At 41.1% G+C, this 23,725-nt stretch carries 27 protein-coding genes and 1 riboswitch; of the genes, 25 read left to right on the forward strand and 2 right to left on the reverse strand.

What is annotated here, in order from left to right; all coding sequences use genetic code 11:
- The first annotated feature begins 7 nt into the window (after nt 1-7).
- Nucleotides 8-1,327 (forward strand): diaminopimelate decarboxylase, encoded by a 1,320-nt coding sequence (lysA, locus tag HNQ82_RS01325; protein ID WP_183246838.1) that lies wholly within the window; start codon nt 8-10, stop codon nt 1,325-1,327.
- Nucleotides 1,328-1,351: 24 nt separating this feature from the next.
- Here lysA and HNQ82_RS01330 read toward each other — a convergent pair whose 3' ends face one another.
- Nucleotides 1,352-2,215: a DUF1002 domain-containing protein gene (locus HNQ82_RS01330; protein WP_032099955.1), complete on the reverse strand. Its 864-nt coding sequence runs from the start codon at nt 2,213-2,215 to the stop codon at nt 1,352-1,354.
- Between the two features lie 119 nt (nt 2,216-2,334).
- Between HNQ82_RS01330 and HNQ82_RS01335 the strand changes: the two genes are divergently transcribed.
- The 6 genes from HNQ82_RS01335 (at nt 2,335) to HNQ82_RS01360 (ending at nt 7,019) form a co-directional block, all read left to right on the forward strand.
- Nucleotides 2,335-2,775 (forward strand): peptidylprolyl isomerase, encoded by a 441-nt coding sequence (locus HNQ82_RS01335; RefSeq protein ID WP_183246503.1) that lies wholly within the window; start codon nt 2,335-2,337, stop codon nt 2,773-2,775.
- A 148-nt stretch (nt 2,776-2,923) separates the two neighbouring features.
- Nucleotides 2,924-3,056, forward strand: a riboswitch (FMN riboswitch).
- Between the two features lie 138 nt (nt 3,057-3,194).
- On the forward strand, nt 3,195-4,271 hold the full coding sequence (gene ribD, locus HNQ82_RS01340) for a bifunctional diaminohydroxyphosphoribosylaminopyrimidine deaminase/5-amino-6-(5-phosphoribosylamino)uracil reductase RibD (RefSeq protein WP_183246505.1): 1,077 nt from the start codon (nt 3,195-3,197) through the stop codon (nt 4,269-4,271).
- Between the two features lie 5 nt (nt 4,272-4,276).
- On the forward strand, nt 4,277-4,915 hold the full coding sequence (gene ribE / locus HNQ82_RS01345; protein ID WP_055440706.1) for a riboflavin synthase: 639 nt from the start codon (nt 4,277-4,279) through the stop codon (nt 4,913-4,915).
- A 5-nt stretch (nt 4,916-4,920) separates the two neighbouring features.
- Complete coding sequence (locus tag HNQ82_RS01350; protein ID WP_183246507.1) at nt 4,921-6,114, forward strand: bifunctional 3,4-dihydroxy-2-butanone-4-phosphate synthase/GTP cyclohydrolase II; 1,194 nt, start codon at nt 4,921-4,923, stop codon at nt 6,112-6,114.
- 13 nt (nt 6,115-6,127) lie between these two features.
- Nucleotides 6,128-6,592, forward strand: coding sequence for a 6,7-dimethyl-8-ribityllumazine synthase (gene ribH / locus HNQ82_RS01355; protein ID WP_032099951.1), 465 nt, complete (start codon nt 6,128-6,130; stop codon nt 6,590-6,592).
- 82 nt (nt 6,593-6,674) lie between these two features.
- Complete coding sequence (locus HNQ82_RS01360; RefSeq protein ID WP_183246509.1) at nt 6,675-7,019, forward strand: GNAT family N-acetyltransferase; 345 nt, start codon at nt 6,675-6,677, stop codon at nt 7,017-7,019.
- 6 nt (nt 7,020-7,025) lie between these two features.
- On the opposite strand, the gene HNQ82_RS01365 is transcribed toward HNQ82_RS01360, so the two are convergent.
- Entirely contained in the window at nt 7,026-7,532 is a 507-nt protein-coding gene (locus tag HNQ82_RS01365; protein ID WP_246348801.1) for a DUF309 domain-containing protein, read from the reverse strand.
- 48 nt (nt 7,533-7,580) lie between these two features.
- On the opposite strand from HNQ82_RS01365, the gene HNQ82_RS01370 reads away from it, so the two are divergent.
- The 18 genes from HNQ82_RS01370 to ccsB all read left to right on the forward strand — a co-directional run bounded on the left by HNQ82_RS01370 (nt 7,581) and on the right by ccsB (nt 23,700).
- Nucleotides 7,581-8,342 (forward strand): segregation/condensation protein A, encoded by a 762-nt coding sequence (locus HNQ82_RS01370; protein WP_183246513.1) that lies wholly within the window; start codon nt 7,581-7,583, stop codon nt 8,340-8,342.
- A complete protein-coding gene (gene scpB / locus HNQ82_RS01375; protein WP_183246515.1) occupies nt 8,335-8,916 on the forward strand; it encodes an SMC-Scp complex subunit ScpB in 582 nt (193 codons plus the stop codon). Before HNQ82_RS01370 ends, scpB begins: the two co-directional genes overlap by 8 nt.
- Nucleotides 8,917-8,933: 17 nt before the next feature.
- Nucleotides 8,934-9,206, forward strand: a complete 273-nt coding sequence (locus HNQ82_RS01380; RefSeq protein WP_183246517.1) for a hypothetical protein — start codon at nt 8,934-8,936, stop codon at nt 9,204-9,206.
- A 210-nt stretch (nt 9,207-9,416) separates the two neighbouring features.
- Nucleotides 9,417-10,478: a GntG family PLP-dependent aldolase gene (locus HNQ82_RS01385; RefSeq protein ID WP_183246519.1), complete on the forward strand. Its 1,062-nt coding sequence runs from the start codon at nt 9,417-9,419 to the stop codon at nt 10,476-10,478.
- Entirely contained in the window at nt 10,468-11,670 is a 1,203-nt protein-coding gene (locus tag HNQ82_RS01390; protein ID WP_183246521.1) for an MFS transporter, read from the forward strand. Before HNQ82_RS01385 ends, HNQ82_RS01390 begins: the two co-directional genes overlap by 11 nt.
- Complete coding sequence (locus tag HNQ82_RS01395; protein WP_183246523.1) at nt 11,667-12,896, forward strand: ATP-grasp domain-containing protein; 1,230 nt, start codon at nt 11,667-11,669, stop codon at nt 12,894-12,896. The genes HNQ82_RS01390 and HNQ82_RS01395 overlap by 4 nt, the downstream gene beginning before the upstream one ends.
- On the forward strand, nt 12,889-14,085 hold the full coding sequence (locus HNQ82_RS01400) for an ATP-grasp domain-containing protein (protein ID WP_183246526.1): 1,197 nt from the start codon (nt 12,889-12,891) through the stop codon (nt 14,083-14,085). The genes HNQ82_RS01395 and HNQ82_RS01400 overlap by 8 nt, the downstream gene beginning before the upstream one ends.
- 23 nt (nt 14,086-14,108) lie before the next feature.
- Nucleotides 14,109-15,218: an ArsR/SmtB family transcription factor gene (locus HNQ82_RS01405; protein WP_183246527.1), complete on the forward strand. Its 1,110-nt coding sequence runs from the start codon at nt 14,109-14,111 to the stop codon at nt 15,216-15,218.
- Nucleotides 15,219-15,411: 193 nt separating this feature from the next.
- The gene (locus HNQ82_RS01410) at nt 15,412-15,831 is read left to right on the forward strand and encodes a hypothetical protein (RefSeq protein ID WP_183246529.1); all 420 of its coding nucleotides are present in this window, start codon (nt 15,412-15,414) and stop codon (nt 15,829-15,831) included.
- 11 nt (nt 15,832-15,842) lie between these two features.
- A complete protein-coding gene (locus tag HNQ82_RS01415; protein WP_032099942.1) occupies nt 15,843-16,331 on the forward strand; it encodes a YpuI family protein in 489 nt (162 codons plus the stop codon).
- Between the two features lie 59 nt (nt 16,332-16,390).
- Nucleotides 16,391-17,179 (forward strand): superoxide dismutase, encoded by a 789-nt coding sequence (locus HNQ82_RS01420; RefSeq protein WP_183246530.1) that lies wholly within the window; start codon nt 16,391-16,393, stop codon nt 17,177-17,179.
- Nucleotides 17,180-17,219: 40 nt separating this feature from the next.
- Nucleotides 17,220-18,332 carry a D-alanyl-D-alanine carboxypeptidase family protein gene (locus HNQ82_RS01425; RefSeq protein ID WP_183246532.1) on the forward strand — a complete coding sequence of 371 codons (1,113 nt, stop codon included), beginning with the start codon at nt 17,220-17,222 and terminating at the stop codon, nt 18,330-18,332.
- Nucleotides 18,325-18,918, forward strand: a complete 594-nt coding sequence (locus HNQ82_RS01430) for a nucleoside recognition domain-containing protein (protein WP_183246534.1) — start codon at nt 18,325-18,327, stop codon at nt 18,916-18,918. The genes HNQ82_RS01425 and HNQ82_RS01430 overlap by 8 nt, the downstream gene beginning before the upstream one ends.
- Nucleotides 18,918-19,451 carry a spore maturation protein gene (locus HNQ82_RS01435; RefSeq protein ID WP_183246536.1) on the forward strand — a complete coding sequence of 178 codons (534 nt, stop codon included), beginning with the start codon at nt 18,918-18,920 and terminating at the stop codon, nt 19,449-19,451. Before HNQ82_RS01430 ends, HNQ82_RS01435 begins: the two co-directional genes overlap by 1 nt.
- An 80-nt stretch (nt 19,452-19,531) precedes the next feature.
- On the forward strand, nt 19,532-20,269 hold the full coding sequence (rluB, locus tag HNQ82_RS01440; RefSeq protein WP_183246538.1) for a 23S rRNA pseudouridine(2605) synthase RluB: 738 nt from the start codon (nt 19,532-19,534) through the stop codon (nt 20,267-20,269).
- A gap of 93 nt (nt 20,270-20,362) precedes the next feature.
- Complete coding sequence (gene resA, locus HNQ82_RS01445) at nt 20,363-20,884, forward strand: thiol-disulfide oxidoreductase ResA (RefSeq protein ID WP_183246540.1); 522 nt, start codon at nt 20,363-20,365, stop codon at nt 20,882-20,884.
- 12 nt (nt 20,885-20,896) lie between these two features.
- Nucleotides 20,897-22,513 carry a cytochrome c biogenesis protein ResB gene (gene resB, locus HNQ82_RS01450; RefSeq protein WP_055440691.1) on the forward strand — a complete coding sequence of 539 codons (1,617 nt, stop codon included), beginning with the start codon at nt 20,897-20,899 and terminating at the stop codon, nt 22,511-22,513.
- 11 nt (nt 22,514-22,524) lie between these two features.
- On the forward strand, nt 22,525-23,700 hold the full coding sequence (gene ccsB, locus HNQ82_RS01455; protein WP_183246542.1) for a c-type cytochrome biogenesis protein CcsB: 1,176 nt from the start codon (nt 22,525-22,527) through the stop codon (nt 23,698-23,700).
- Nucleotides 23,701-23,725: the final 25 nt, after the last annotated feature.

Consider the following 23,725-nt stretch of genomic DNA (forward strand, 5'->3'; position numbering starts at 1 on the left):
GGAATGTATAATTATGCACGGAACGATGCGAATTAATGAACGGGGTCATTTAGAAATTGGTGGTGTCGATACGATTGAACTTGCTTGCACATATGGAACACCGCTTTATATTTACGATGTTGCCCTTATTCGAGAACGCGCGCGAGCATTTAAACGAATGTTTGATCAACACGGTGTGCGCGCGCAAGTCGCTTATGCAAGTAAAGCATTTTCGACAATAGCGATCGTGCAATTAATGGAACAAGAAGGTTTGTCGCTTGATGTTGTTTCTGGTGGCGAGTTATATACGGCGTTAGCTGCTAAATTTCCTGTAGAACGCATCCATTTTCACGGAAATAATAAAAGTGAAGAAGAGTTACAAATGGCGATCGAAGCGAAAATTGGTTGTATCGTCGTCGATAATTTTTATGAGTTAGAGATGCTACAACAGCTTTGTCATACTCATAAATATACGATGCCGATTTTATTACGTGTCACACCTGGAATTGAAGCTCATACACATGACTATATTTTAACAGGTCAAGAAGACTCAAAGTTCGGATTTGATTTGCATAACGGACAAGCGGATGAAGCGTTGCAACGTGCTCTCGCTTCCTCACATGTTCATGTACTCGGCATTCATTGTCACATTGGCTCGCAAATTTTTGATGCGACGGGTTTTGTGCTTGCGACAAAGAAATTATTTGAAAAACTTGCTGTATGGCGTGATACGTATCATTTTACTGCGCAAGTTGTCAATCTTGGTGGCGGTTTTGGCATTCGATATACGAAAGAAGATGACCCGCTCGCACCTGAACAATACGTGGAACAAATTATTGAAGAAGTGAAAAGAAATGTGACATCGTTTCATCTGCCATTCCCGGAAATTTGGATTGAGCCGGGTCGTTCGCTTGTCGGGGATGCTGGAACAACCATTTATACGGTCGGTTCCCGTAAAGAAGTGCCAAACGTTCGCCAATACGTTGCGGTAGATGGAGGAATGAGCGACAACATTCGGCCTGCGCTATATGAAGCGAAATATGAAGCGGTGCTAGCAAATCGGATGCATGACCGTTGTGAAGAAGTGGTAGCGATTGCGGGGAAATGTTGTGAGTCAGGTGATATGCTCATTTGGGATTTACCGCTTCCGCAGGCCCAACCGGGCGACTATTTAGCTGTTTTTTGTACCGGTGCTTACGGCTATGCAATGGCAAATAACTACAACCGCATTCCGCGTCCAGCCGTCGTATTTGTTGAAGATGGCGAGGCAACGCTTGTTGTAAAGCGTGAAACGTATGAAGATTTAATTCGCCTTGATTTGCCATTAAGAACGAAAGTGAAAAAATAACCGAGGCGACAACCTCGGTTATTTTTATGCGCCAAATGCTCCGCGAAGGGCATTCCATATTTCGCGCAAAATGTCAACGATGCGTTGAATAAACGTTCGACCTTCTTCCGTTTGTAAAAAAGCAGATAGCTTGTCTTTCGCTTGAGCAAGCTGTTCGTTTACTTGATTCCAATCAATGTTGACGTTTTTCATTTTATTGAATAAAGAAAGCAAGCTGTTTATTTCGTCCTCTGTTAACGTAATGCCAAGCTCTTGAGCGATTTTCTCAATGAGCGCACGCATATCCGCATCTGTTTGCGGTGGATTTTTCGCTATTTCTTCTTTAATTTTTGCAAGCAGCGCGACCGCTTTATCGTTTCCGATTGATTCGCCGAGTTGCGCTGTTTTTACCATTTCTTCGTTTGCTACTTTTTTTACTTCATCAGGAATGACCTCATTTGATGAAAGTTCGTACGCTTTCATTAACCCTGTTAACGCAGCTGTCCCTGATACAGGAAACGGTGCAGTAATATAAATGACTGCATCTTTCACCCCTGCGGTAATGAGTGCATTCATATACATTTCTTTTGTTACCCAGTTAATGTTATTTGTTTCAACTTGCAACCCCGAACCTGGTGCTCCAATTGTAATTTTTGATGACGAAATCGCCTTCGTTCCGATTTGTCCTTTTGGAATAATGTCACCGAGATATTTATGCTCTTCTGCATTTGTGACCGTAATCATTTCCGCGTTCTCTGGTGCATTCATCTCTTTTAATATTTGTTGCTTTTGCTGTTCTGTTAAATTTTCTCCGAGCGTAATAATGACATCTCCTTCAATCGCATCAGCTAAACTAACCGATGGAATCATAAACAGTAATAAAATAAATATCGTAAACCACTTCTTCATTTCATGCCCTCCTTCAGTCTCCTTCTGTACTATTGTACAAACATTTGCGTGAATATAGAAGCGAAATATAGTAAAATGAAGCTACATTTGTTTTTACGATAGAAAGGTGGAAAAGTTTCATGAAGAAAAAAGGATACATTTTAATGGAGAATGGTGGAAAGGTGCAATTTGAACTATTCCCAAACGAAGCGCCAACAACAGTTGCGAATTTTGAAAGGTTAGCGAATGAAGGATTTTATAACGGATTGACATTTCATCGCGTCATTAAGGGATTTGTGAGCCAAGGTGGTTGCCCAATTGGAAATGGAACAGGGGATGCAGGTTACACGATTCCTTGTGAAACAGATAACAATCCACATAAACATATCGAAGGTGCGATATCGATGGCGCATCGCGGTCGTCATACGGGAAGTTGTCAATTCTTTATTTGTCATGAGCCACAGCCACATTTAAATGGTGTACATACAGTATTTGGTCAAGTGACGGCTGGAATGGATGTTGTCAAAGCGATGAAAAATGGTGATGTGATGAAAGAAGTGAAAGTGTGGGATGAACAATAAAAGGAAGATGAAGCGATGAAAAAAAACTGGGTATTATTTTTCATCCTTTTGTTTGTTAGCTTGATTTGGGGAGTCGTGTATTGGCTAGTTATTGCAAAATAATAGACATTTCGTTTTATTGTGCTATAATGAATAAAAATGGAATAAACGCATCCTTCGGGGCAGGGTGAAATTCCCGACCGGCGGTAATGAAACGGATGTTTCTCAGCCCGCGAGCCGTTAAGGCATGATCCGGTGAGATTCCGGAGCCGACAGTATAGTCTGGATGGGAGAAGGATTGCCAAAGCTCACGTCACTTATTGGAAAAATAAGTTTGGCGATGGGTTATTTTTGCTATGCAAAAAAGGCGATCTTTACATACATCTTGCCCTAGGACGTCGTTCCTAGGGTTTTTTATTATTAAGGAAAGGTGGGGCGATATGGACGAACGATATATGCGTTTCGCCTTACAATTAGCTGAATCGGCGAGTGGACAAACGTCACCAAATCCGCTTGTTGGCGCAGTTGTTGTAAAAAATGGTGAAATTGTTGGCTTTGGCGCACACTTAAAAGCAGGCGAGCCACATGCAGAAGTACATGCGCTACGTATGGCGGGCGAGAAAGCGGAAGGAGCAACTGTTTATGTGACGCTTGAACCGTGCAGTCATTATGGAAGGACGCCTCCTTGTGCCGATTTGTTAATTGAAAAAAAGGTGAAGCGTGTCGTTGTGGCGACAACGGATCCAAATCCGCTCGTTGCAGGAAAAGGCATTGAAAAATTAAGGCGAGCGGGAATTGATGTCACCGTCGGGGTGTTGAAAGAAGAAGCGGATGCGTTAAACGAAATGTTTTTTCATTATATTTCAACGAAAACACCGTATGTGACGTTAAAGTATGCGATGAGTTTAGATGGAAAAATTGCAACGAAAACAGGTGAAAGCAAATGGATTACGTCGGAAGATGCGCGGCGTGACGTGCATCGCGAGCGACGGATGCACGATGCGATCGTTGTCGGTGTTGGCACGATTTTAGCGGACGATCCGAGTTTGACCGTTCGTTTCGGTCATGAAGGGAAGCAACCGATTCGTATTGTGCTCGATACGCATTTGCGCACACCGCTTCATGCGAATGTTGTCACAGACCGAATGGCGCCAACATGGATCGTCGTCGGCCATCACGTCACAGAAGAACAAATGAAGCCATATGAACATGCAGGTGTACAAATCATTCGTATGAATGAAAATAAAATTGATGTTCCAACACTTTTACTTGAACTTGGTAAGCGCAACGTCATGTCCATATTTGTTGAAGGTGGCGCACATGTGCACGGCAGCTTTTTACGTTCTCGTTCCGTGCAACAAGTGTTGGCATATATCGCTCCCACATTGATTGGGGGGAACGAAGCGCCTTCCGCTGTTGGTGGGGAAGGTTTTGGACGAATGATGGATGCGCTTCGCTTGCAAGTGAAACATGTTCAAATGATCGGACGAGATATAAAAATCGTTGCTAAAGGATGATCGCGATGTTTACAGGAATTATTGAAGAAATTGGAACAATTCAACAAATGAAACAAACAGGGGAAGCGATCGTCTTTACGATCGGGGCACAAAAAGTGTTACAAGACGTACAGCTCGGTGACAGCATTGCGGTAAATGGCGTTTGTTTAACAGTGACGTCATTTACAGATCGTTTTTTTACTGTCGATGTCATGCCTGAGACGGTCCGGGCAACATCGCTTCGCACGCTTACAGTAGGAGCAAAAGTAAATTTAGAGCGGGCGATGGCAGCAAACGGTCGTTTTGGCGGACACTTCGTTTCGGGGCATGTCGATGGCATCGGACGCATCGTTCGTAAACAACCTGTCGCAAACGCTGTTTATTATGACATTGAAGTGCCAAGTCATTTGCGTAAATATATGATTTTAAAAGGCTCTGTTGCTGTCGATGGCACAAGCTTGACGATTTTCGGTTTAACCGACCGAACGTTTACGATTTCGCTCATTCCGCATACGCGTGAAGCGACGATTTTAGGAGCAAAAAAAGTCGGTGATGTTGTCAATATTGAATGTGATATCATTGGAAAATATGTTGAACAGTTCGTCAGCGGTAAACGTGAAGGATTGACGATGCAATTTTTACAAGAGCACGGATATAAGGAGTGAGCGCGATGTTTCATACGATTGAAGAAGCGATTTACGATTTAATGCAAGGAAAAATTGTTATCGTTTGCGATGACGAAGACCGTGAAAACGAAGGTGATTTTGTAGCGCTTGCTGAAAAAGCGACACCGGAAGTCATTAACTTTATGATTACACACGGTCGTGGTCTCGTATGTGTGCCGATTACCGAAGAACTAGCTGATCGGCTCGATTTAACGCCAATGGTCAATCATAATACAGATGCCCACGGTACAGCATTTACCGTCAGTATTGACCATAAAGCGACAACAACAGGCATTAGCGCCTTTGAGCGCTCGTTGACGATTCAAGAAATGCTCAATCCAGAAGCAAAAGCAAGCGATTTTAAACGACCAGGTCATATTTTTCCGCTTGTTGCGAAAAAAGGTGGAGTATTGCGCCGCGCTGGACATACGGAAGCAGCTGTCGATTTAGCCCGTCTTTGCGGGGCGAAACCGGCAGGCGTCATTTGCGAAATTATAAAAGATGATGGAACGATGGCGCGCGTACCTGATTTGAAACAAATCGCTGAAAAATTTGATATGAAAATGATTACGATTAAAGATTTAATCGCCTATCGCAACCGGAAAGAAAAGCTCGTCAAACGCGAAGTCGAAATTACGTTACCAACCGATTTTGGCGAATTTAAAGTGATCGGATATTCAAATACGTTAGACGGGAAAGAACATATCGCCATCGTCAAAGGAGAAATCATCCCAGATGAACCTGTGCTCGTGCGCGTTCATTCGGAATGTTTAACAGGTGACGTGTTCGGCTCGCATCGTTGCGATTGTGGCCCGCAACTTCATGCCGCATTAGCGCAAATCGAAGAAGAAGGTCGCGGGGTATTGTTATATATGCGCCAAGAAGGTCGCGGCATCGGCTTGTTAAATAAATTGCGCGCCTATAAGTTGCAAGAACAAGGATATGATACGGTAGAAGCGAACGAAAAATTAGGCTTTGCGCCAGATTTGCGCGACTATGGAATCGGTGCGCAAATTTTAAAAGATTTAGGCGTGACAAAAATGCGCTTATTGACGAACAATCCACGTAAAATTACCGGATTGAAAGGATACGGCTTAGAAGTCGTTGAGCGCGTTCCATTGCAAATGCCAGCGAAACGCCATAACGAGCGCTATTTGCGCACAAAATACGAAAAGCTAGGACATATGTTGCACTTTTAAGGAGGAGAATGAGATGAACGTATATGAAGGAAATTTAGTTGGAACAGGGTTAAAAGTAGGCATCGTTGTTGCGCGATTTAACGAATTTATTACAAGCAAATTGCTAAGCGGTGCGCTTGATGGCTTAAAGCGCCACGGAGTAGAGGAACAACATATTGATGTTGCTTGGGTGCCGGGAGCGTTTGAAATCCCGCTCGTCGCGAAAAAAATGGCGGAGTCGAAAAAATATGATGCAGTTATTACGCTTGGCGCCGTCATTCGCGGAGCAACAAGCCATTACGATTACGTATGTAATGAAGTGGCGAAGGGAACGTCTCATGCGGCACTTTCATCAGGCGTTCCGGTTATTTTTGGTGTGCTGACGACTGATACGATTGAACAAGCGATTGAGCGTGCTGGGACAAAAGCCGGAAATAAAGGTTGGGAAGCAGCGCTCAGCGCCATTGAAATGGCGAATGTCATGCGCACATTTTCTTAAAAAATGTTTAAAAAAGCGACAAGACCGTTTATAATAGCAATAGCGAGTAAACAATAAGTCTTGTCGATAATGAGGGATTCGTATGCTAGTTCGCTATCGAAAAAACTATGAGAAAATTGCGATGGGCCTTTTGTCGTTTATGCCAAATGAAAAAGACTTAAAACAGCTTCAACAAACGATGAAAAACTACGAGACAAACGATGATTGGCAGCTGTTTTTATGGAAGCAAGACGAAGATTTTATTGGCATTGTCGGTGTGATTGTGCGCGAACATGCAGTTGAAGTGCAGCATATTAGCGTCAATCCGTCCCATCGTCATCAAGGAATCGGAAAACAAATGGTGAAAGCATTGAAAGAATTTTATCCAAATAAGTCGCTATGTGCTAATGACATGACCGCTCCATTTTTGGATAGATGCGAACAATGACAGGGATTAACGTCCCTGTCTTTTTTGTCTTTGTCGTTCGCGCTCAGCAATGACATCACTTCGGTCGCGCAATGTATGTTTATGAATGAGATAGTCGTTTGTCATATCGCTTTTTTCTCCCCATACGAGTCCTTTTTGCTCACATTGCTGTTGACATATATGTAATAAGGAAGCATCACTAATCGGCAAGCAAGTGCTTTCATACGGTTGTCCATGATTGATTCGCTTTACATATGTATGAATAAGCGCAATAAGTTGCTCCGCATGTATCCCTAGCGCTTCATATGCTTGCTTCTCTCTTTCACATGCGTTCATTGCTTTTGTAAACATTCGTTTGGCGCCGGCAATATTTCCTCGGCGATAATGATACATCCCGACCGCGAGCTGAATAAAGCCGACCCATACATGTTCGCCTGTTTGTTTCCAATGTTCTTCTAGCACTTCATGACATTCAAAATAATCGCGCGTGGCGTGAAAATGAAGTAAATATTCGATATATGCCTTCGGATACAAGTGAAAGCCCCCTTTTTTCATATACTCACCTGTATTATACTATTAGTTATGAACAAAGGTGGGATCGATGTGCATTATCATGTAAAATTAGATCAATTTGAAGGGCCGCTTGATTTATTGCTGCATTTAATTCATCGCTATGAAATTGATATTTACGATATTCCTGTCGCACAAATTACAGAGCAATATATGGCTTACATTCACGCGATGAAAGAATTGCAGCTTGATGTAGCGAGCGAATATTTAGTAATGGCGGCAACGCTTATTGAAATGAAAAGTAAAATGTTGTTACCTAAACATGAAGAAACGCTTGAGGATGATGAATTTTTTATCGAAGAAGACCCGCGTGAGCAATTAATGCAACAGTTAATCGAGTATAAAAAGTTTAAAGAAGCAGCGAAACAGTTGCGCGAGCGAGAAGAAGAGCGAGCGCTTTTATTTACGAAGCCGCCGAGCGATTTAACCGCTTATGCGACAAACGGTGCACCGCTTGCGCTCGATGTTGATTTGTACGATATGCTTGGGGCGCTTGCGAAATTGTTGCGGCGGAAAAAATTACAAAAGCCACTTCATACGAAAGTAGCACGTCAAGAAATTCCGATCGGACGACGGATGGAAGAAATTTTACACATATTAAAACATGGAGAACGAGTGAACTTTTACGATTTATTTCCGTATGACGATCGCGAGCAAATTGTCGTGACGTTTTTAGCTTTGCTTGAATTGATGAAACGAAACGAAATTATTGTTGAACAAGAAAACAATTTTGCTGATTTATACATTCGACGAAAAGGTGATTGGTATGAATGAATTTGCGATTATGGAAGCGTTATTGTTTGCGGTGGGAGAAGAAGGATTGACGTATAAACAAATGGCTGATGTGCTTGATATACAAGAAGAACGTGTATATGAGCTTGTGGAACAATTGAAGCATATGTATGAAACAGCAGAACGCGGCATTATGGTCGTTGAGATGGCAGGAACGCTTCAGCTTGTGACGAAAAAACAATGCGCTCCATATTTGCAAAAGCTTGTTGAATCACCAGCGACGTCATCGTTGTCACAAGCTGCGCTTGAAACGTTAGCGATCATCGCATACCGCCAACCAATTACGCGTGCCGAAATTGAACATATTCGTGGCGTGAAAAGCGATAAACCGCTTCAAACCTTATTAGGAAAAGCGTTAATTAAAGAAGTAGGTCGCGCAGAAGGAACAGGTCGCCCGATTTTATATGGAACGACGAAAGAGTTTTTAGACTACTTTGGCTTAAAGACGTTAGACGAACTCCCGCCTCTTCCAGAATGGGACGAACAGGAAGAAGAACGCGAAGCCGACTTATTTTTCGAACGTCTAAACGAACAACTGCAAGCAGTGAATGAGTAAATCAAAGGTGATGGGGGATGAGTTCTCGTTTTTTCTTTGGGCTTCTTTTTATTTTTGTTTTTGGAAGAATGGTTGAGTACCATGTAGAGACGTATATTTTACATCCAATTTTGCAAAGTGCCGTTCTCGCTATTTTTGTTGCTGTTGTGTTTATATTAAGTGGGAAGGTGAGCAAGCGTTACGATCTTTTGGATAAAAAAGTGAAGATGCACATCTGGCTCCCAAGCCTGATCGGTGCGTTATGTATAGCGATCTTTTTATACGAAATCGGTATTTTGCCTGGAAAGTAAGCAGGTGCCTTTGTGCGCCTGTTTTTCTTTTTGGAGAAGAAGTTTTATTAATTTGTTAGGTTTCTAGTAACGACTCTGGGGTGAAATTAATCCTATTTTTATTTTTAAATTTCTAATATTGACAAAAAAAAGAATCTGTAGTAACATTATTACGTAATTACGTAATTACGTAATAATGTAATTATGTAATTATATAAGGAGGAATGGTCAGTGATTGACTTGAGAAGCGATACGTTGACGTTACCAACTCAAGAAATGAGAAAGGTTATTGCTGATGCGATAGTTGGTGATGATTGTTATGGAGAAGATGGAAGTGTTATGGAATTGGAGGAATATTGTAAACAATTATTTTGTGTGGAAGATGCTCTATTTGTTCCAACGGGCACAATGGCTAATCAATTAGCAATTAAATCACAAGTAACTGAAGGAAATGAGGTGATTACAGAAACAAATTATCATATAAACTTTTACGAAAGTTCTTCAATTGCTATGTTAAGTAGAGCTGTTTTGCATACATGTAGAACAGAAGATGGCATTTTAAGAGTCGAACATGTTGACGAGTTAATTCATTCTAAGCCTAGAGGCTCTTTTTATGCTTATCCTCAATTAGTTTCTATCGAGAATACTATTAACTATTATCAGGGAAAAATATTTCCTCTTAAAGAAATCGAACAATTGTATGAGTTCACGAGAGAGAAGAACATATCTTTACATATGGATGGAGCAAGGTTGTTTAATGCACACGTAGCAACGGATATTCCATTAAGTAACTATGCAAAATTTGTGGATTCACTTAGTATATGTTTTGCAAAAGGACTTGGTGCTCCATTTGGGTCGATGCTTATGGGAAAAAAGGAAGTGATCAGCAAAGCTAGGATTTATAGAAAACAATTTGGAGCAGGATTTCATCAAATAGGTATGTATGCAGCTGCGGCGTCGTATGCTTTAAAACATCATATATCCTATTTGCATACAGATCATCTGCTTGCAAAAAAATTAGCAATGATGCTATCTAAAATAGATGGACTGTATGTCGATCCTCATGCCGTTGAAACAAATATGATCTTTTTCCATGTGAATAACTTTCATATCAATTCATTTGAGTTTGCCGATAGGTGCAAGAAAAAGGGATTACTTTTATTTCCTTGGTTACCTTATGAAGTAAGGATTGTGGTTAGTAGAAATGTTAATGAAGAAGATATATGTGAAGCAGCTAATATTATTGAAGCAGTATGTAAAGAGCTGACGAGAGGGATTATGTATGCTTTCTAAAGTTAATGAAGGAGTTTTAACGTTTAGTATCAGAATTTTCAATTCCATCGGTTTTTTTGTGTATGTTCCGTTACTTTCTTTATGGTTAGTGAAAATGAAAAATCTCGATATTACGGAAATGAGTGTGGTGGTGGCAGCGTTTACGTTTGTATCGAAAGCAGGGAATTTATTGGTTGGGGGAGTTGTTAATAAGCTTGGAATTAAAAATAGCCTTATTGTTGGTTTATGGGGATCGGCTTTGTTGCTCACAATTTTAACGTTCATTCAATCTTATACATTCATATTTGTAATCGTGTTACTATTGGGAATATCGATCTCGCTTTACAATGTGAGTTTGAAAACACATATTTCGTTATTAAAGGAAGACGAGAGGTTGCAGGCGTTTGCATTATTAAACGTCGCTGTCAACGTTGGTGCTTCTGTTGGCCCTTTATTAGGTGGATGGTTATTGGATTGGAATTCTTTTGGTATCATCATTGCTGCGATTGTTTGTTATGTTTTGGCCGGATGTGTTTCGTTACTATTACCTCGCATCATCATTGAAGATGCAGAGAAGGGGATTCATATCGTACAGTTCGTTAAAAGCAGCAAATCGAACCCGCATTTTTTTGTCTTTGTAAGATTTATTGCTTTTTCAGGGTTATTTTGGTTTTTGTACACACAACTATTTACGACTTTTCCTGTCGTAGTTTCTCAATATTTTTCTGGAAAAACGATTGGATTGTTTTTTACGGTAAATGCGATGACGATTATTGCTCTTCAAGGCTTCTATCCAAAAATACAGCCGAAATGGAAGTTGGAGTATTGGTATGCGCTAGCCTTAGTTCTCAACACCATATCTTATTTCTTACTATGGATTTCACATCATTTTTGGATCATCTTTGTCGGTGTGATCTTGTTCAGCATTGCGGAAATTATTTGGGTTCCTACCGTTGATCATCAAATTGTAGAAAAAAAGGGGATGTTAAGCTCTTCATGGGCCTTCGGAATATCAGGGGTGCTTTGGGGAATGTGGGAGTCTATCGGTGGATTCGTTGGTCTGAATCTGTATGAGTATGTTGGACAGAAAACCTTTTTCTATCTAGCTATGATAAGTACCATGATTTTTATTGGCTATATGCTTCATCTATCATATAGAAAAATGTCTTTTTTCACGAATAAAAATCAAGTAGAGAGAAAGGACTGGCGATGATGCACTTGTTATTTGTCGAGACGAATACAACAGGTACTGGTACAAAGGCGATGAAAATCGCTAAACAACTAGGTTATAAAATCCATTTTTGGACGATGGATTTAGAACAATATAAGTCCATGACAGATGACCATCCGCTGAATTTTGCTGATCGAGTCGTTATTATCGACACGTATGATACGGAGCGGATGAAAGAAGAAATGGTACGCTCTGAGGTGAATTTTTCCGGAATCCTTGCTTTCGATGACTACCATTTGATCCCAGTTGCTGAATTAGCGAGTTATTTGGGAGTGAGGGGTCACGATATCGAAGCATTGAAAAGAGCTCGTTATAAACATATAATGAGAAATTATATAAAAAATAAAAAAATTAGATATTTTTTACAACCTAATTTCCATATCATTCATCATCCTGACGAAGTCATAAATTTGGAAATCTCGTTTCCGTGTGTCATTAAACCTGTGGATGATAGCGGGAGTAATGGGGTAACGATTTGTCAAAATCGTTGTGATTTAGAATTGTCCCTGCGCGAAGAATGGCAAAGACAGCGTAATGAGCGTGGATATGTACTGGAAAGGAAATGGCTGATTGAGGAATGGATCGAAGGTCAAGAATTTTCAGCTGAAATGTTATATACGATTGATGGATGGAAATTAATATCCGTTACGAAAAAAGAAACGTATGGTTCTCACGCCGTTGAATGTGGACATGTAACGGGTCCGAAATTAAATCCTTTTTATGATTTAGAAGAAAGATGCAAAAGGCTACTGAACTTATTGGGATTGAACTATGGAGCAGCACATATAGAATTTTTTGTTCGCGGAAACAACTTATATTTGGTTGAAGTCAACCCTAGACTAGCAGGTGACTGTATCCCTGAATTAGTAGAATTAGCTACAGGGGTGGATATGATTAGGCATGTTGTTTTACAATCCATAGGAAAATATGAAGAAACAGTGAACACTAGACGACGCTATGCCGCTATTAAGTTTATCCTGCCTGTTGAGCAGGGGATATATCAAACGGTTAGGGGGATGGAGGAAGCGCAAAAAGTAGCGGGAGTAAAAAGGATAAGCATAGGGAAGTTGCCTTTTAAGGCGAATGAAATTAAAAGCAGCTACCAAAGATTAGGGTTTGTCATAGCTGAAGGAGATAGTATGGAAAACGCCATCGCTTCGATACAAGAAGCAATGGATTTATTAGAATGGGGGATTGTACATGAATAAATACATCATCATTTTAGGGGCAAGCCGTTACGGAGCGGAAGCGGCGGCTAAATGTGGGTTGAAGCCAATTATTGTGGCGGATCAGCATTCAAGTATTGACAAGGAAATAGCACAGTGGGCCAAAGCCATATTTTATGTTCGTGACATTGCAGAGAAAGCAGAAGTATTTTGTGTTGTTGAGGAAATCATGAATTTATATCAAACAGTGGAGCTTGTCGTAAGTTTTACAGAATTAGGGCTAGAAACAGCTGCTTATATTAGTGAAAGGATACAATTACCAACGAATTCACTTGAAACGGTCGTGAATACGAGGAATAAGGGATTGATGCGCCAGATTTTGTGGAGGGATCCAGAATTACGATTAGACGTCGTGAGTGGCAAAGTATCTGCTCTTCCTAAAAAGTTCCCATATTCAAGATCGGCCATCATCAAACCGCTTGACGGATTTGGAAGTAAAGAGATTAATTATATTTCCGATCAACAGGAGTGGGAAAAATGGTTAAAGAGAAATCAAGATCATCCTCACGAATGGATCTTAGAGCCGTATGTTAAAGGTCCGGAATATAGTGTGGAGACGGTTTCTTGTAGAGGAAAACATTTCATTTTAGGAATAACTGAAAAACAAACAACTGGAACTCCCCACTTTATTGAGACTGGACATATTGTACCTGCGAGACTGGAACAACAAAAAGTTAAACGAATTGAACAAGTGGTGATGAAAGCGTTGCATTTGTTAAATGTCCAATATGGACCGGGGCATATCGAGATCAAATGGGATGTAGAAGAGGATAGACCAGTGATGATTGAAATGCATACGAGACCCGGGGGAGATTTTATTCCTTATTTACATCAATTAGCGTCTGGTTTCAATCAATATGAGTTAGGAATTTTATCTTATATGAACCAGGTGCCACTTGATGTAAAACAAATTTATACAAAGGCAAGCCTTGTCAAATTTTTTATGTTTCCAGAGGGCGCGTTGCGACAGATTTCCCTTGCCACAGAAGTTAATCGGGAATATATCCGAGATTGGACCATCTACTATCAAGTAGGGGATCATATAAAGAAAACGGTGGATTCTTATACACGTTCTGCTCATGTGATTATTTGTTCATCGACAGTTGAAGAATGCCAGCGGTTATGCGACAATTTTGTTAAGCAGTTGAAGTATCAAATTGTTCAAGAATAAAAACAGAAAGCATGGGATGTCGAATGGCTGTATATACAATGGAAGAAGTGAATCATCATTGCAAAGTAGAACTATCGACCTCTTCTTTATTTGAGATGATGGCGTGTTTAAGGAAGTGTTACGTTTCATCGGGAAAAATGGAAGGTGTAACTCATTTACCTGTTGCTTGTTTTGAGGAGTTTTTTCAACAACATGAATCATTATTGAAAAAGTTTTACGGTCGGTATGAATACGGAGCTCAGTTGGCGGAATTTTTGGTCGATTTGCCCGTCCCCCATACCTTTTCGCAACTCATGTCATATATTGGTCGCGTATCTCCGTATGAATTTTTGTATTATTTATTCGGTCGTTACTTGTCTGAAAAGGAGATCGAGATTTGTCTAACGAACACCGCTTCTCCCCTTGATGAGATTCGCTCGAAAATCACATCTTTGGGCGGATTTGTGAATGACGAACAGTTGGAATTTGCACAGAACTATGAGCAGTATTTACGGGAGCTGACCTATCTTTGGGAACAATTTTATCGGCAATGTTACGTTCATATTGAGCCAATCCTATCCCCTCTCTGGGGTCAAGCAAATGAGCGATTGAGAGTGGAACTCAACGAGTCGGGAATAGAGAAAATGGTTCGAAAATTGTTGTACGATTACCCAATTCCAGAGCAGTTTCCAACGAAAGAGACAAAATTGATCAAATTGTATCCCTCGTATTTTGTGTCGCCGAAATTCATCTTGGTTTGGGGGCTCGGTGAACTTCATATTATTTATGATATGAGACATTGTATTAATGAAAAGAAGCTCTCTCTCATCGGATATCCGATGGAAATGAAGTATGATGAAAGTCAGCTTCAGTATGTCGTTGATATTTCCAAGGCATTGTCTGAAATCGTTCGTATGAAAATGCTGTCGTTTATTGCAAATAAAGAAAAAATGAAGTCGCAAGAGATGGCAAATCAATTAAATATTACAGCTGCTACCGTTTCACGACATTTAAATCTTTTGAAACAAGCGAATCTCATTACGGAGCAGAAAGAAAATGGCTATCATGTTTACGAGGTTAACGAAAATGAGATACAAAGATATTGTTCTATGCTAAAAGAAACGTTATGTGTAAAAAAAGGGGGGAAAAGATAACTAAGTGTCGTTTGTCATTTGTTCATCCCCTTTATTTAACAAAATTCTTTTGCTGATTAATTAATAAGACAAACACAGGTGCCTTTGTGCGCCTGTTTTTTCTTTGTTATAGAAATGATAAAATTTTTCGCACGATTCGTAATTTATGGTAAAATAAATGTAGCTTCGTTGTTGAAAAAGGGGTGTATCGTTTGTGAAAATTATTTCTTGTCATGGGTATGAATTACAAAAAGCACAGCCGAATACGTCGGAAGATTTTTTTAACCGTTCGGAAGTGACGTTTGTTGATGATGATGGAACGGAGCGGACGTTGCGTGTGTTATATGTTCGATATTTCGATGAGCGTTTTTCACAATGGACGCCGTATGAACAAGACCCGGTATTTCAAGCAGGTGGGAAAGACGTATATTTTAAAGATGTTGTCGCGCTCGTCTGTTTGCTTGTCGATCCATCGCTTCGGATGAGAAAACGTGTATATATAAGTGAAGAAGAAGAGCTTCGTCGCTATTTTTCATCGATCGACTTTGCCAAATTGCCAGAAGTATTTGAATCGCTTGCGAAACAACAAGCGTACGATGTGAAATCATCGCTTTTATTCATCGCGCAACCGTAAAGGAGGATACTATGGGTAACACTGTTGTTTTTAACCAAACAAAGCAAGTTGAGCAGTTGCTAAGTGGCATTGTAGCACAAATTACTCGTTATTTGAACGAAACGACGATTGAACAAATGCAAGCAGAATGTGCGGGTGACCGCCATTATTATGAAGGGGTGCTTGCGGATTTACGCCGTTTAGCTGTATATGGCGAAGAAGGGATTGACGCATGTCGCATCGTCCTTCAAGAAGAACCGTTTCGGAAAGCTGCTGCAGAACAGGCACTATATAAAATTTATCACTCATGTGTCGCGGAGTTTTTTACACCAAAGCGCGATTTATGGTATGAAGATAGCCGCTCGGCGTACACAGGGAGACATTCGATTAAATTGCGACAACCTGCGCCTCAATCGTTACAACAATTGCTTCATGCGATTGAAGCTGATTTTCAAACGATGCGGGAAGAGCTCGAGTTTTACGAAACAGACTACCGAACAAAAATGATTCAATCGCAATAAAGAAGCTGCGTGTGTCAGCTTCTTTTTTTGCTGCATATGATGCCGAAGGAGGTGTGAAGATGAACGAATATATTCATAACGTGCAAATGTGGCTTGAGCGCATAAAGCCGTTTGTCGACGAAGAGGCGGTTGAGCAATTAAAGTTAGAGCTTGAACGTGGGGATGTCGTACGCATTCATGGGCAAGTGACAAACATATATGAACAATTACAGCGTAAGCGCGTGCCGATTGGAGGACATACGCTACCTAAGCTACCGTATGCGTACAATGCATTAGAGCCATATATTGCGGAAGAGATTATGCGTTTGCATCATGAAAAACATCATCAAAGCTACGTCGACGGGTTAAACCGCGCGGAGCGAATGATGCAACAAGCGCGTGAAAAAAATGACTATGCGTTATTAAAACATTGGGAAGGTCAAGCTGCATTTCATGGATCCGGACATTATTTGCATACAATTTTTTGGAACAATATGAAACCGCGTGGCGGTGGGCGTCCAACGGGGATGCTACTTCAACAAATCGAGCTCGATTTTGGCAACTTTGAAGCGTTTCAACGACATTTTACAGAAGCGGCAAAACAAGTAGAAGGAAATGGATGGGCACTTCTCGTTTGGTCACCATTTGCAGGGCGGTTAGAAATTTTACAGACGGAAAAACATCAATGTGGCACACAATGGACGACCGTTCCGCTTCTTGTATTAGATGTATGGGAGCATGCGTATTATTTGCAATATAAAAACGATCGTGCGACGTACGTTCAACAATGGTGGAACGTCGTGAATTGGGACGACGTCGAGCGACGATTTGTAAAAGCGAAAGACCGTGTGTCATACATCGTTTACTAGCGCATACACTTGTACAAAACGGACAAAGGGATGAGGGTGTATGCGACGGCAATGGTTCATATGGATGATCGTGCTTTGTTTTTTTTGTTCGCTATTTCCGAATGAAACGAAGGCGATGTCGGTTAGTGCCAAAAGTGCGATTTTAATGGAACAAACGACAGGACGGGTGCTATTTGAAAAAGATGCGCATACGAAGCGACGTATTGCGAGCATTACAAAAATTATGACCGCCATTTTAGCGATCGAATCGGGAAAATGGGAAGAACTTGTGACGGTAAGTGAACGGGCAGTTCGTACAGAAGGATCTTCAGTTTATTTAAAGCCTGGTGAAAAAATTGCGCTCAAACATTTAGTATATGGGCTTATGCTTCGTTCTGGAAACGATGCGGCGGTAGCGATCGCTGAGCACGTTGGTGGTAGCGTTGAAGGCTTCGTTTTTTTAATGAATGAAAAAGCGGCAGAAATCGGTATGACAAATACGGAGTTTGCAAATCCGCACGGGTTAGATGACGCGGAAAATCATTACTCTACTGCGTATGATATGGCGCTATTGATGCGATATGCGATGCAAAACGAGCAATTTCGCGAAGTATCGGGAACAAAATTGTATCGTGCGCCAAATCCGACAGAAGATTGGGATCGTGTTTGGCGCAATAAAAATAAGCTGTTGACGCATTTGTATGAATATTGTACAGGTGGAAAAACAGGGTATACGAAGCGAGCGAAGCGTACATTAGTGACAACTGCTTCAAAAGATGGGCTTGACCTCATTGCAGTGACAATTGATGCAGGCGATGATTGGAACGATCATATCGCGATGTATGAGCATGGATTTGCGCATTATGAACTTGTAAAGATTAAAGCAGATACGATTGTGAAAGATATGGACGATCCTTTTTATGATCATCATTTGTTTGTTGCACGCGATTTTATATATCCGGTCACAAAAAAGGAAGAGTCGTTAATTCGTTTAGAGCGAAAATTACTTCGCCCACAAGAACAATGGAAAGAGACAGGCGTCCCATCTGTTGTTGGTAGAGCGGAACTATATATCGGAAACGAAAAAGTTGATGAAACACCGATTTTTTATAGACAACAAAAGAAAACACGTTCTTTTTTTGACTGGCTGTTGGGGGTGGGGCGAGATGGTTAATCTCATTTGGGTTGCGCTTTTACTCATCGGGCTTATGTTTGCGGGAATAAACGGGACGATGAAAGACGTCAATGAGGCGATGTTTCAAGGGGCGAAAGAAGCGGTAACGATTAGCATCGGGCTAATTAGCGTGCTCGTTTTTTGGCTCGGTTTAATGAAAATTGCTGAGCAATCTGGGCTGCTTTCGTTTTTTGCCCATTTGTTCCGCCCGATTGCGAAAAAAATTTTCCCAGAAGTGCCGCCTGATCATCCTGCGCTCGGATATATATTATCTAATATGATTGCAAATATGTTCGGGCTAGGAAATGCTGCGACACCCCTTGGCATTAAAGCGATGGAGCAATTAAAGCAATTAAACGGTCAAACAGACGAGCCGAGCCGTTCGATGATTACGTTTGTCGCTCTCAATACTGCAAGCATTACACTTATTCCTGCGACCGTCATTTCCATTCGCATGACATATCACTCTGCCTCACCAGGAGAAATTATCGGGACGACGTTTGTCGCTTCCCTTATTGCGACAATATCAGCAATGATGATCGACCGCGCATTTTACATACGGAGGCGGAAAAAAGGAGGACTGTGATGCACGTTATTCAATTTCTGTCACTTTGGCTTATTCCCATTTTAATCGCGTGCATTTTGTTGCACGGAACGTACAAGCGTGTGCCAACGTATGAAGCGTTTGTTGAAGGGGGGAAAGAAGGGATTCAAATCGCCTTTTCCCTTATTCCGTATTTAGTTGGCATGCTTGTAGCTGTCTCCGTTTTTCGCGCTTCTGGTGCGCTAGATTTTTTTATTTCATATATAAAGCCATTGATTATCCCGTTCGGTCTGCCGCCAGAGGTCGTCCCGCTTGCGATCATCCGCCCGATTTCAGGAACCGCATCGCTCGGCATGGTCACCGACTTAATCGCAACATACGGACCGGATTCGTTTATCGGTCGATTAGCTTCTACGATTCAAGGAAGTACAGAAACGACGTTATACGTGCTCACTGTTTACTTCGGTGCTGTCGGCATTCGCAAAATGGGAGATGCCCTAAAAGTCGGCTTACTTGCCGATCTCATTAGCTTTATCGTATCATTTATTATTGTATTATGGATGTTTGGGAAATGAAGCGGTCTATGATGATCGCTTTTTCTTATTTTTGAACTCCTGTACCGAATGTGGTAAAACTATATAGTGAGGTGAATGAAATGGAACGATTACAAAAAGTGATTGCTCATGCAGGTGTTGCATCGCGAAGAAAAGCAGAGCAATTGATCGTCGAGGGAAAAGTAAAAGTGAATGGAAAAGTGGTGACCGAACTTGGGGTGAAAGTAAGCCCACAAGATCGCATTGAAGTAGACGGTATTCCGCTTGAGCGTGAAGAGCCCGTATATTATTTGTTGTACAAGCCACGGGGCGTCATTTCGAGCGTAAAAGATGAAAAAGGAAGAAAAGTAGTGACTGACTTTTTTAAACATGTAAACAAACGCATTTATCCAATTGGAAGGCTAGATTACGATACGTCAGGATTGCTGTTGTTAACAAATGATGGGGAGTTTGCGAATGTATTAATGCATCCGCGTTATGAGATTGAAAAAGTGTACATCGCAAAAGTAAAAGGTATTCCAGCGCGTGAAAAAATAAAACAGCTGGAAAAAGGTATAGTGTTAGAAGACGGTATGACGGCGCCAGCGAAAGCGAAAGTGTTATCCATTGATAAACGAAAACAAACAGCCATTGTTGAACTGCGTATTCACGAAGGACGAAATCGTCAAGTGCGTCGCATGTTTGAGGCGATCGGTCACCCTGTGTTAAAGCTAAAACGAGAACGTTACGCTTTTTTAGATTTAAAGGGGCTCAATCCTGGAGACTACCGCGAGCTGTCGCCACATGAAGTGAAGCAATTACGCGCTCTGGCGTCGGCTGGTTCGCCTTATCCATCATAATTTTGTCACAGTTTGTTCAAATAATTTTCATTATTTGTATAGTGGTAACTTGTATAATGGGATTGATGAAAACGGTTTATAGGAGAGTTGGCGATGAAAGAAAAGCGATTTTGGCTTCGGACGGTCATTTTAGCTATTATGCTTGCAGCTATTGGCTATACCATTTATTCAAACGTATTTGTCGAGAAAAAAGCAATTCAAGTTGGCGATTCGGCACCAGATTTCGTCCTTACAGATTTAAATGGCAACAAAATTCAACTATCTGATTACCGTGGAAAAGGTGTATTTTTAAATTTTTGGGGAACTTGGTGTAAGCCGTGTGAAAAAGAAATGCCATACATCAATAACCAATACAATCTATATAAAAATGAAGGAGTAGAAGTGATCGCTGTGAACGTAGGAGAAGCGAAAGTCGCTGTACAAACGTTCGTTAACCGTTTCCAGCTTTCATTTCCAGTTGTCATCGATCAACAAGATCAAGTGATGAACGCGTATCATATCGGTCCGTTGCCAACGACATTTTTAATTGATAAAGATGGAAAAATTGTAGATATGATCACAGGAACAATGACAGAAGAAGATGTAAGAAAATATATGGAGACAATTAAACCGTAAGGGGTTTTCAATATGGAACACGTAAAATGTGAATGCGGACACGTCAATCCGATCGGAACGGTACTTTGTGAGGCGTGTGGCAAACCGCTTGAAGAGGTGCCAACATTAGTAGATATGCGCTATGAAGGGAGCGCGCGACGTTCACAAACGTACAACAAAACGATTATTGATAAAATTTGGAACTTTTTTTCGTCTGTCAAAGTAGGGGTTTGGTTAATTGTTATTACATTAATTGCTTCAGCTATCGGTACGATTTATCCGCAACAAATGTACATTCCGCCAACTGTATCACCAGCCGAATATTATGAACAACAGTACGGCTGGTTGGGAAAATGGTACTATACACTTGGTTTTCATGACTTGTATAGTTCATGGTGGTATATGTTGCTTATTGCACTGATCGGTGTATCGCTCGTTATTTGTAGTTTAGACCGTGTCGTTCCGCTATACCGAGCGTTAAATAATCAGCGGGTGACGCGCAATGAACAATTTTTACAGCGGCAACGGCTATTTAGCCGTGCGCAAGCAACAGATTATGAAACGGCGTTGCGACATGTCGTGGACAAGTTAACGAAGCGCGGCTATCGCATTCGTGAAGAAAATGGGAACATTTTAGCGGAAAAAGGACGTTTTTCGCGTTGGGGACCGTATGTCAATCACATTGGTCTCATCATTTTTTTAATCGGTGCGATGCTTCGATTCGTTCCCGGAATGTATGTGGATGAAAACATGTGGATTCGCGAAGGGGAAATAAAAGAAATTCCAGGAACAAAAGGAAAATATTTTTTAGAAAATAAAAAGTTTATTTTTGAAGTATATGAGAAAGAAAAAGAGAAGGAAGCTTTTCAACCAGCGATTGACCGTGTCGGTAGCGGGATGATGGCGAAAAACTATCAAACGGACGTTGTATTATACGAACGTGTTGGTCCCGTCGTTGCTGGCGAAGAGCCGAAGCTCAAAAAAATAAAAAGTTTTTCGATTCGTGTCAACGAACCGTTAAAACACGATCATTATGCATTATATCAAGTAGACTTTAAGTTAGATGAATTGAAAAATATGTCATTTCATTTGACAGATAAACAAACGAACAAATCATTTGGCACGATTACCATTGACTTAATTCAACCTGAAAAAGAGTATGACCTCGGTAACGGCTATAAAGTACAACTATTAAGCTATTTTCCAGATTTTTATTTTGATGAAAATGGAAATCCGAATACGCGCTCGAAAGTGCCAAACAATCCAGCGTTTGTATTTAAAATGTTTGCCCCTGATCGTCCAAAAGGGGAAGTGAGTTTCACCGCCATTCGTCAAACGATTGAACCGCTTGGTGACAATAAATATAAGATGTCGTTTGCCGGTATTGAAACACGAAACGTATCGGCGCTGACGGTGCGTCGCGATTTTACACTTTGGATTTTAGGGGTTGGCGGCGCGATTTTTATGATCGGTCTTATTCAAGGGATGTATTGGAATCACCGCCGCTTATGGATTCGCCGGATTGATGAAGAAGTGCTTATTGCCGCACATACGAATAAAAACTGGTTTGGATTGAAAAAAGAGCTTGAAGGAATATTTAACGATACGCCGTTTGTCATGCCGATTGATCAAGCGGACAAGCGGTCATAGGGGGGAACATTGTGGTTCAACTAAGCAGTACATTACTATATATAGCATTTGTTCTTTATTTAATTGCGACACTTTTCTTTGGCGGTGCCATTCGCGTCAAAAAGAAAGACGGGGTAGATCGTTGGGCAACGATTGGGATCGTTGTCACGATCATTGGATTTATTGCACAACTCGGTTATTTTATTACACGATGGATTGCCGCTGGGCATGCACCTGTCAGCAATTTATTTGAGTTTACGACATTTTTCGGCATGATGCTTGTTGGAGCGTTTATCGTCATTTATTTTATTTATAAAACAAGTTTACTTGGCTTATTCACTTTACCGATTGCTATTTTAGTGATTGCTTATGCGAGCATGTTTCCACGGGAAATTTCCCCGCTCATTCCAGCGTTACAAAGTGATTGGTTGCATATTCATGTGACGACAGCGGCAGCTGGAGAAGCGATTTTAGCGATTAGTTTTGTAGCAGGATTAATTTATTTAATTCGCGTTGTCGATCAATCGAAACCGAGTAAGCGCACGTTTTGGCTCGAGTTCGTGTTGTTTTTCTTAATTAGTACGCTTGGTTTCGTTATTGTGACAACGTCGTTTCGTGCCGCTGGCTACGAAGCAGCGTTTGAATGGATCGATAAAAACGGTAAGCAAGATGAAATGGTATATCATATGCCAGCACTTGTCGGACCGCACGAAGGTGTGTTAAAAACAGAAGGACGCATGACACCGCTTATTGACATGCCAGCGATCATTAATGCGCGCAAGTTAAATACGGTAATTTGGTCTTTATTTGCAGGTCTTGGCCTATACGGTTTGCTTCGCCTCGTTTTACGGAAGCGCATCGCAGCCGCGCTACAGCCGCTTGTGAAAAACGTTAATTTAGACTTGGTTGATGAGATCGGATATCGTTCTGTAGCCATTGGATTTCCGGTATTTACGCTCGGTGCTCTTATTTTTGCGATGATTTGGGCACAAATTGCATGGACACGTTTTTGGGGCTGGGACCCGAAAGAAGTATGGGCGCTTATTACATGGTTGTTTTATGCCGCGTTTTTACATTTGCGTTTATCAAAAGGATGGCATGGTGAGCGTTCCGCATGGCTTGCGGTCATCGGATTTGCGATCATTATGTTTAACCTAGTAGCTGTTAACTTAGTTATTGCTGGCTTACACTCATATGCTGGATCTTAAAAAACGCCTTCATTGCGAAGGCGCT

It is taken from the genome of Anoxybacillus tengchongensis (assembly GCF_014201585.1).
GTDB classification, from domain to species: domain Bacteria; phylum Bacillota; class Bacilli; order Bacillales; family Anoxybacillaceae; genus Anoxybacillus; species Anoxybacillus tengchongensis.

Excerpts from the sequence above, each read along its gene's own strand:
- HNQ82_RS01415 (WP_032099942.1), top strand. The coding sequence starts at position 15,843 with ATGGGTAACACTGTTGTTTTTAACCAAACAAAGCAAGTTGAGCAGTTG.
- HNQ82_RS01370 (WP_183246513.1), top strand. The coding sequence starts at position 7,581 with ATGAACAAAGGTGGGATCGATGTGCATTATCATGTAAAATTAGATCAA.
- ribE (WP_055440706.1), top strand. The coding sequence starts at position 4,277 with ATGTTTACAGGAATTATTGAAGAAATTGGAACAATTCAACAAATGAAA.
- scpB (WP_183246515.1), top strand. The coding sequence starts at position 8,335 with ATGAATGAATTTGCGATTATGGAAGCGTTATTGTTTGCGGTGGGAGAA.
- HNQ82_RS01435 (WP_183246536.1), top strand. The coding sequence starts at position 18,918 with ATGCACGTTATTCAATTTCTGTCACTTTGGCTTATTCCCATTTTAATC.
- resA (WP_183246540.1), top strand. The coding sequence starts at position 20,363 with ATGAAAGAAAAGCGATTTTGGCTTCGGACGGTCATTTTAGCTATTATG.
- resB (WP_055440691.1), top strand. The coding sequence starts at position 20,897 with ATGGAACACGTAAAATGTGAATGCGGACACGTCAATCCGATCGGAACG.
- HNQ82_RS01380 (WP_183246517.1), top strand. The coding sequence starts at position 8,934 with ATGAGTTCTCGTTTTTTCTTTGGGCTTCTTTTTATTTTTGTTTTTGGA.
- HNQ82_RS01390 (WP_183246521.1), top strand. The coding sequence starts at position 10,468 with ATGCTTTCTAAAGTTAATGAAGGAGTTTTAACGTTTAGTATCAGAATT.
- ribD (WP_183246505.1), top strand. The coding sequence starts at position 3,195 with ATGGACGAACGATATATGCGTTTCGCCTTACAATTAGCTGAATCGGCG.
- ribH (WP_032099951.1), top strand. The coding sequence starts at position 6,128 with ATGAACGTATATGAAGGAAATTTAGTTGGAACAGGGTTAAAAGTAGGC.
- HNQ82_RS01430 (WP_183246534.1), top strand. The coding sequence starts at position 18,325 with ATGGTTAATCTCATTTGGGTTGCGCTTTTACTCATCGGGCTTATGTTT.
- HNQ82_RS01425 (WP_183246532.1), top strand. The coding sequence starts at position 17,220 with ATGCGACGGCAATGGTTCATATGGATGATCGTGCTTTGTTTTTTTTGT.
- HNQ82_RS01420 (WP_183246530.1), top strand. The coding sequence starts at position 16,391 with ATGAACGAATATATTCATAACGTGCAAATGTGGCTTGAGCGCATAAAG.
- HNQ82_RS01335 (WP_183246503.1), top strand. The coding sequence starts at position 2,335 with ATGAAGAAAAAAGGATACATTTTAATGGAGAATGGTGGAAAGGTGCAA.
- HNQ82_RS01400 (WP_183246526.1), top strand. The coding sequence starts at position 12,889 with ATGAATAAATACATCATCATTTTAGGGGCAAGCCGTTACGGAGCGGAA.
- HNQ82_RS01360 (WP_183246509.1), top strand. The coding sequence starts at position 6,675 with ATGCTAGTTCGCTATCGAAAAAACTATGAGAAAATTGCGATGGGCCTT.
- HNQ82_RS01330 (WP_032099955.1), bottom strand. The coding sequence starts at position 2,215 with ATGAAGAAGTGGTTTACGATATTTATTTTATTACTGTTTATGATTCCA.
- HNQ82_RS01350 (WP_183246507.1), top strand. The coding sequence starts at position 4,921 with ATGTTTCATACGATTGAAGAAGCGATTTACGATTTAATGCAAGGAAAA.
- HNQ82_RS01405 (WP_183246527.1), top strand. The coding sequence starts at position 14,109 with ATGGCTGTATATACAATGGAAGAAGTGAATCATCATTGCAAAGTAGAA.
- HNQ82_RS01395 (WP_183246523.1), top strand. The coding sequence starts at position 11,667 with ATGATGCACTTGTTATTTGTCGAGACGAATACAACAGGTACTGGTACA.
- rluB (WP_183246538.1), top strand. The coding sequence starts at position 19,532 with ATGGAACGATTACAAAAAGTGATTGCTCATGCAGGTGTTGCATCGCGA.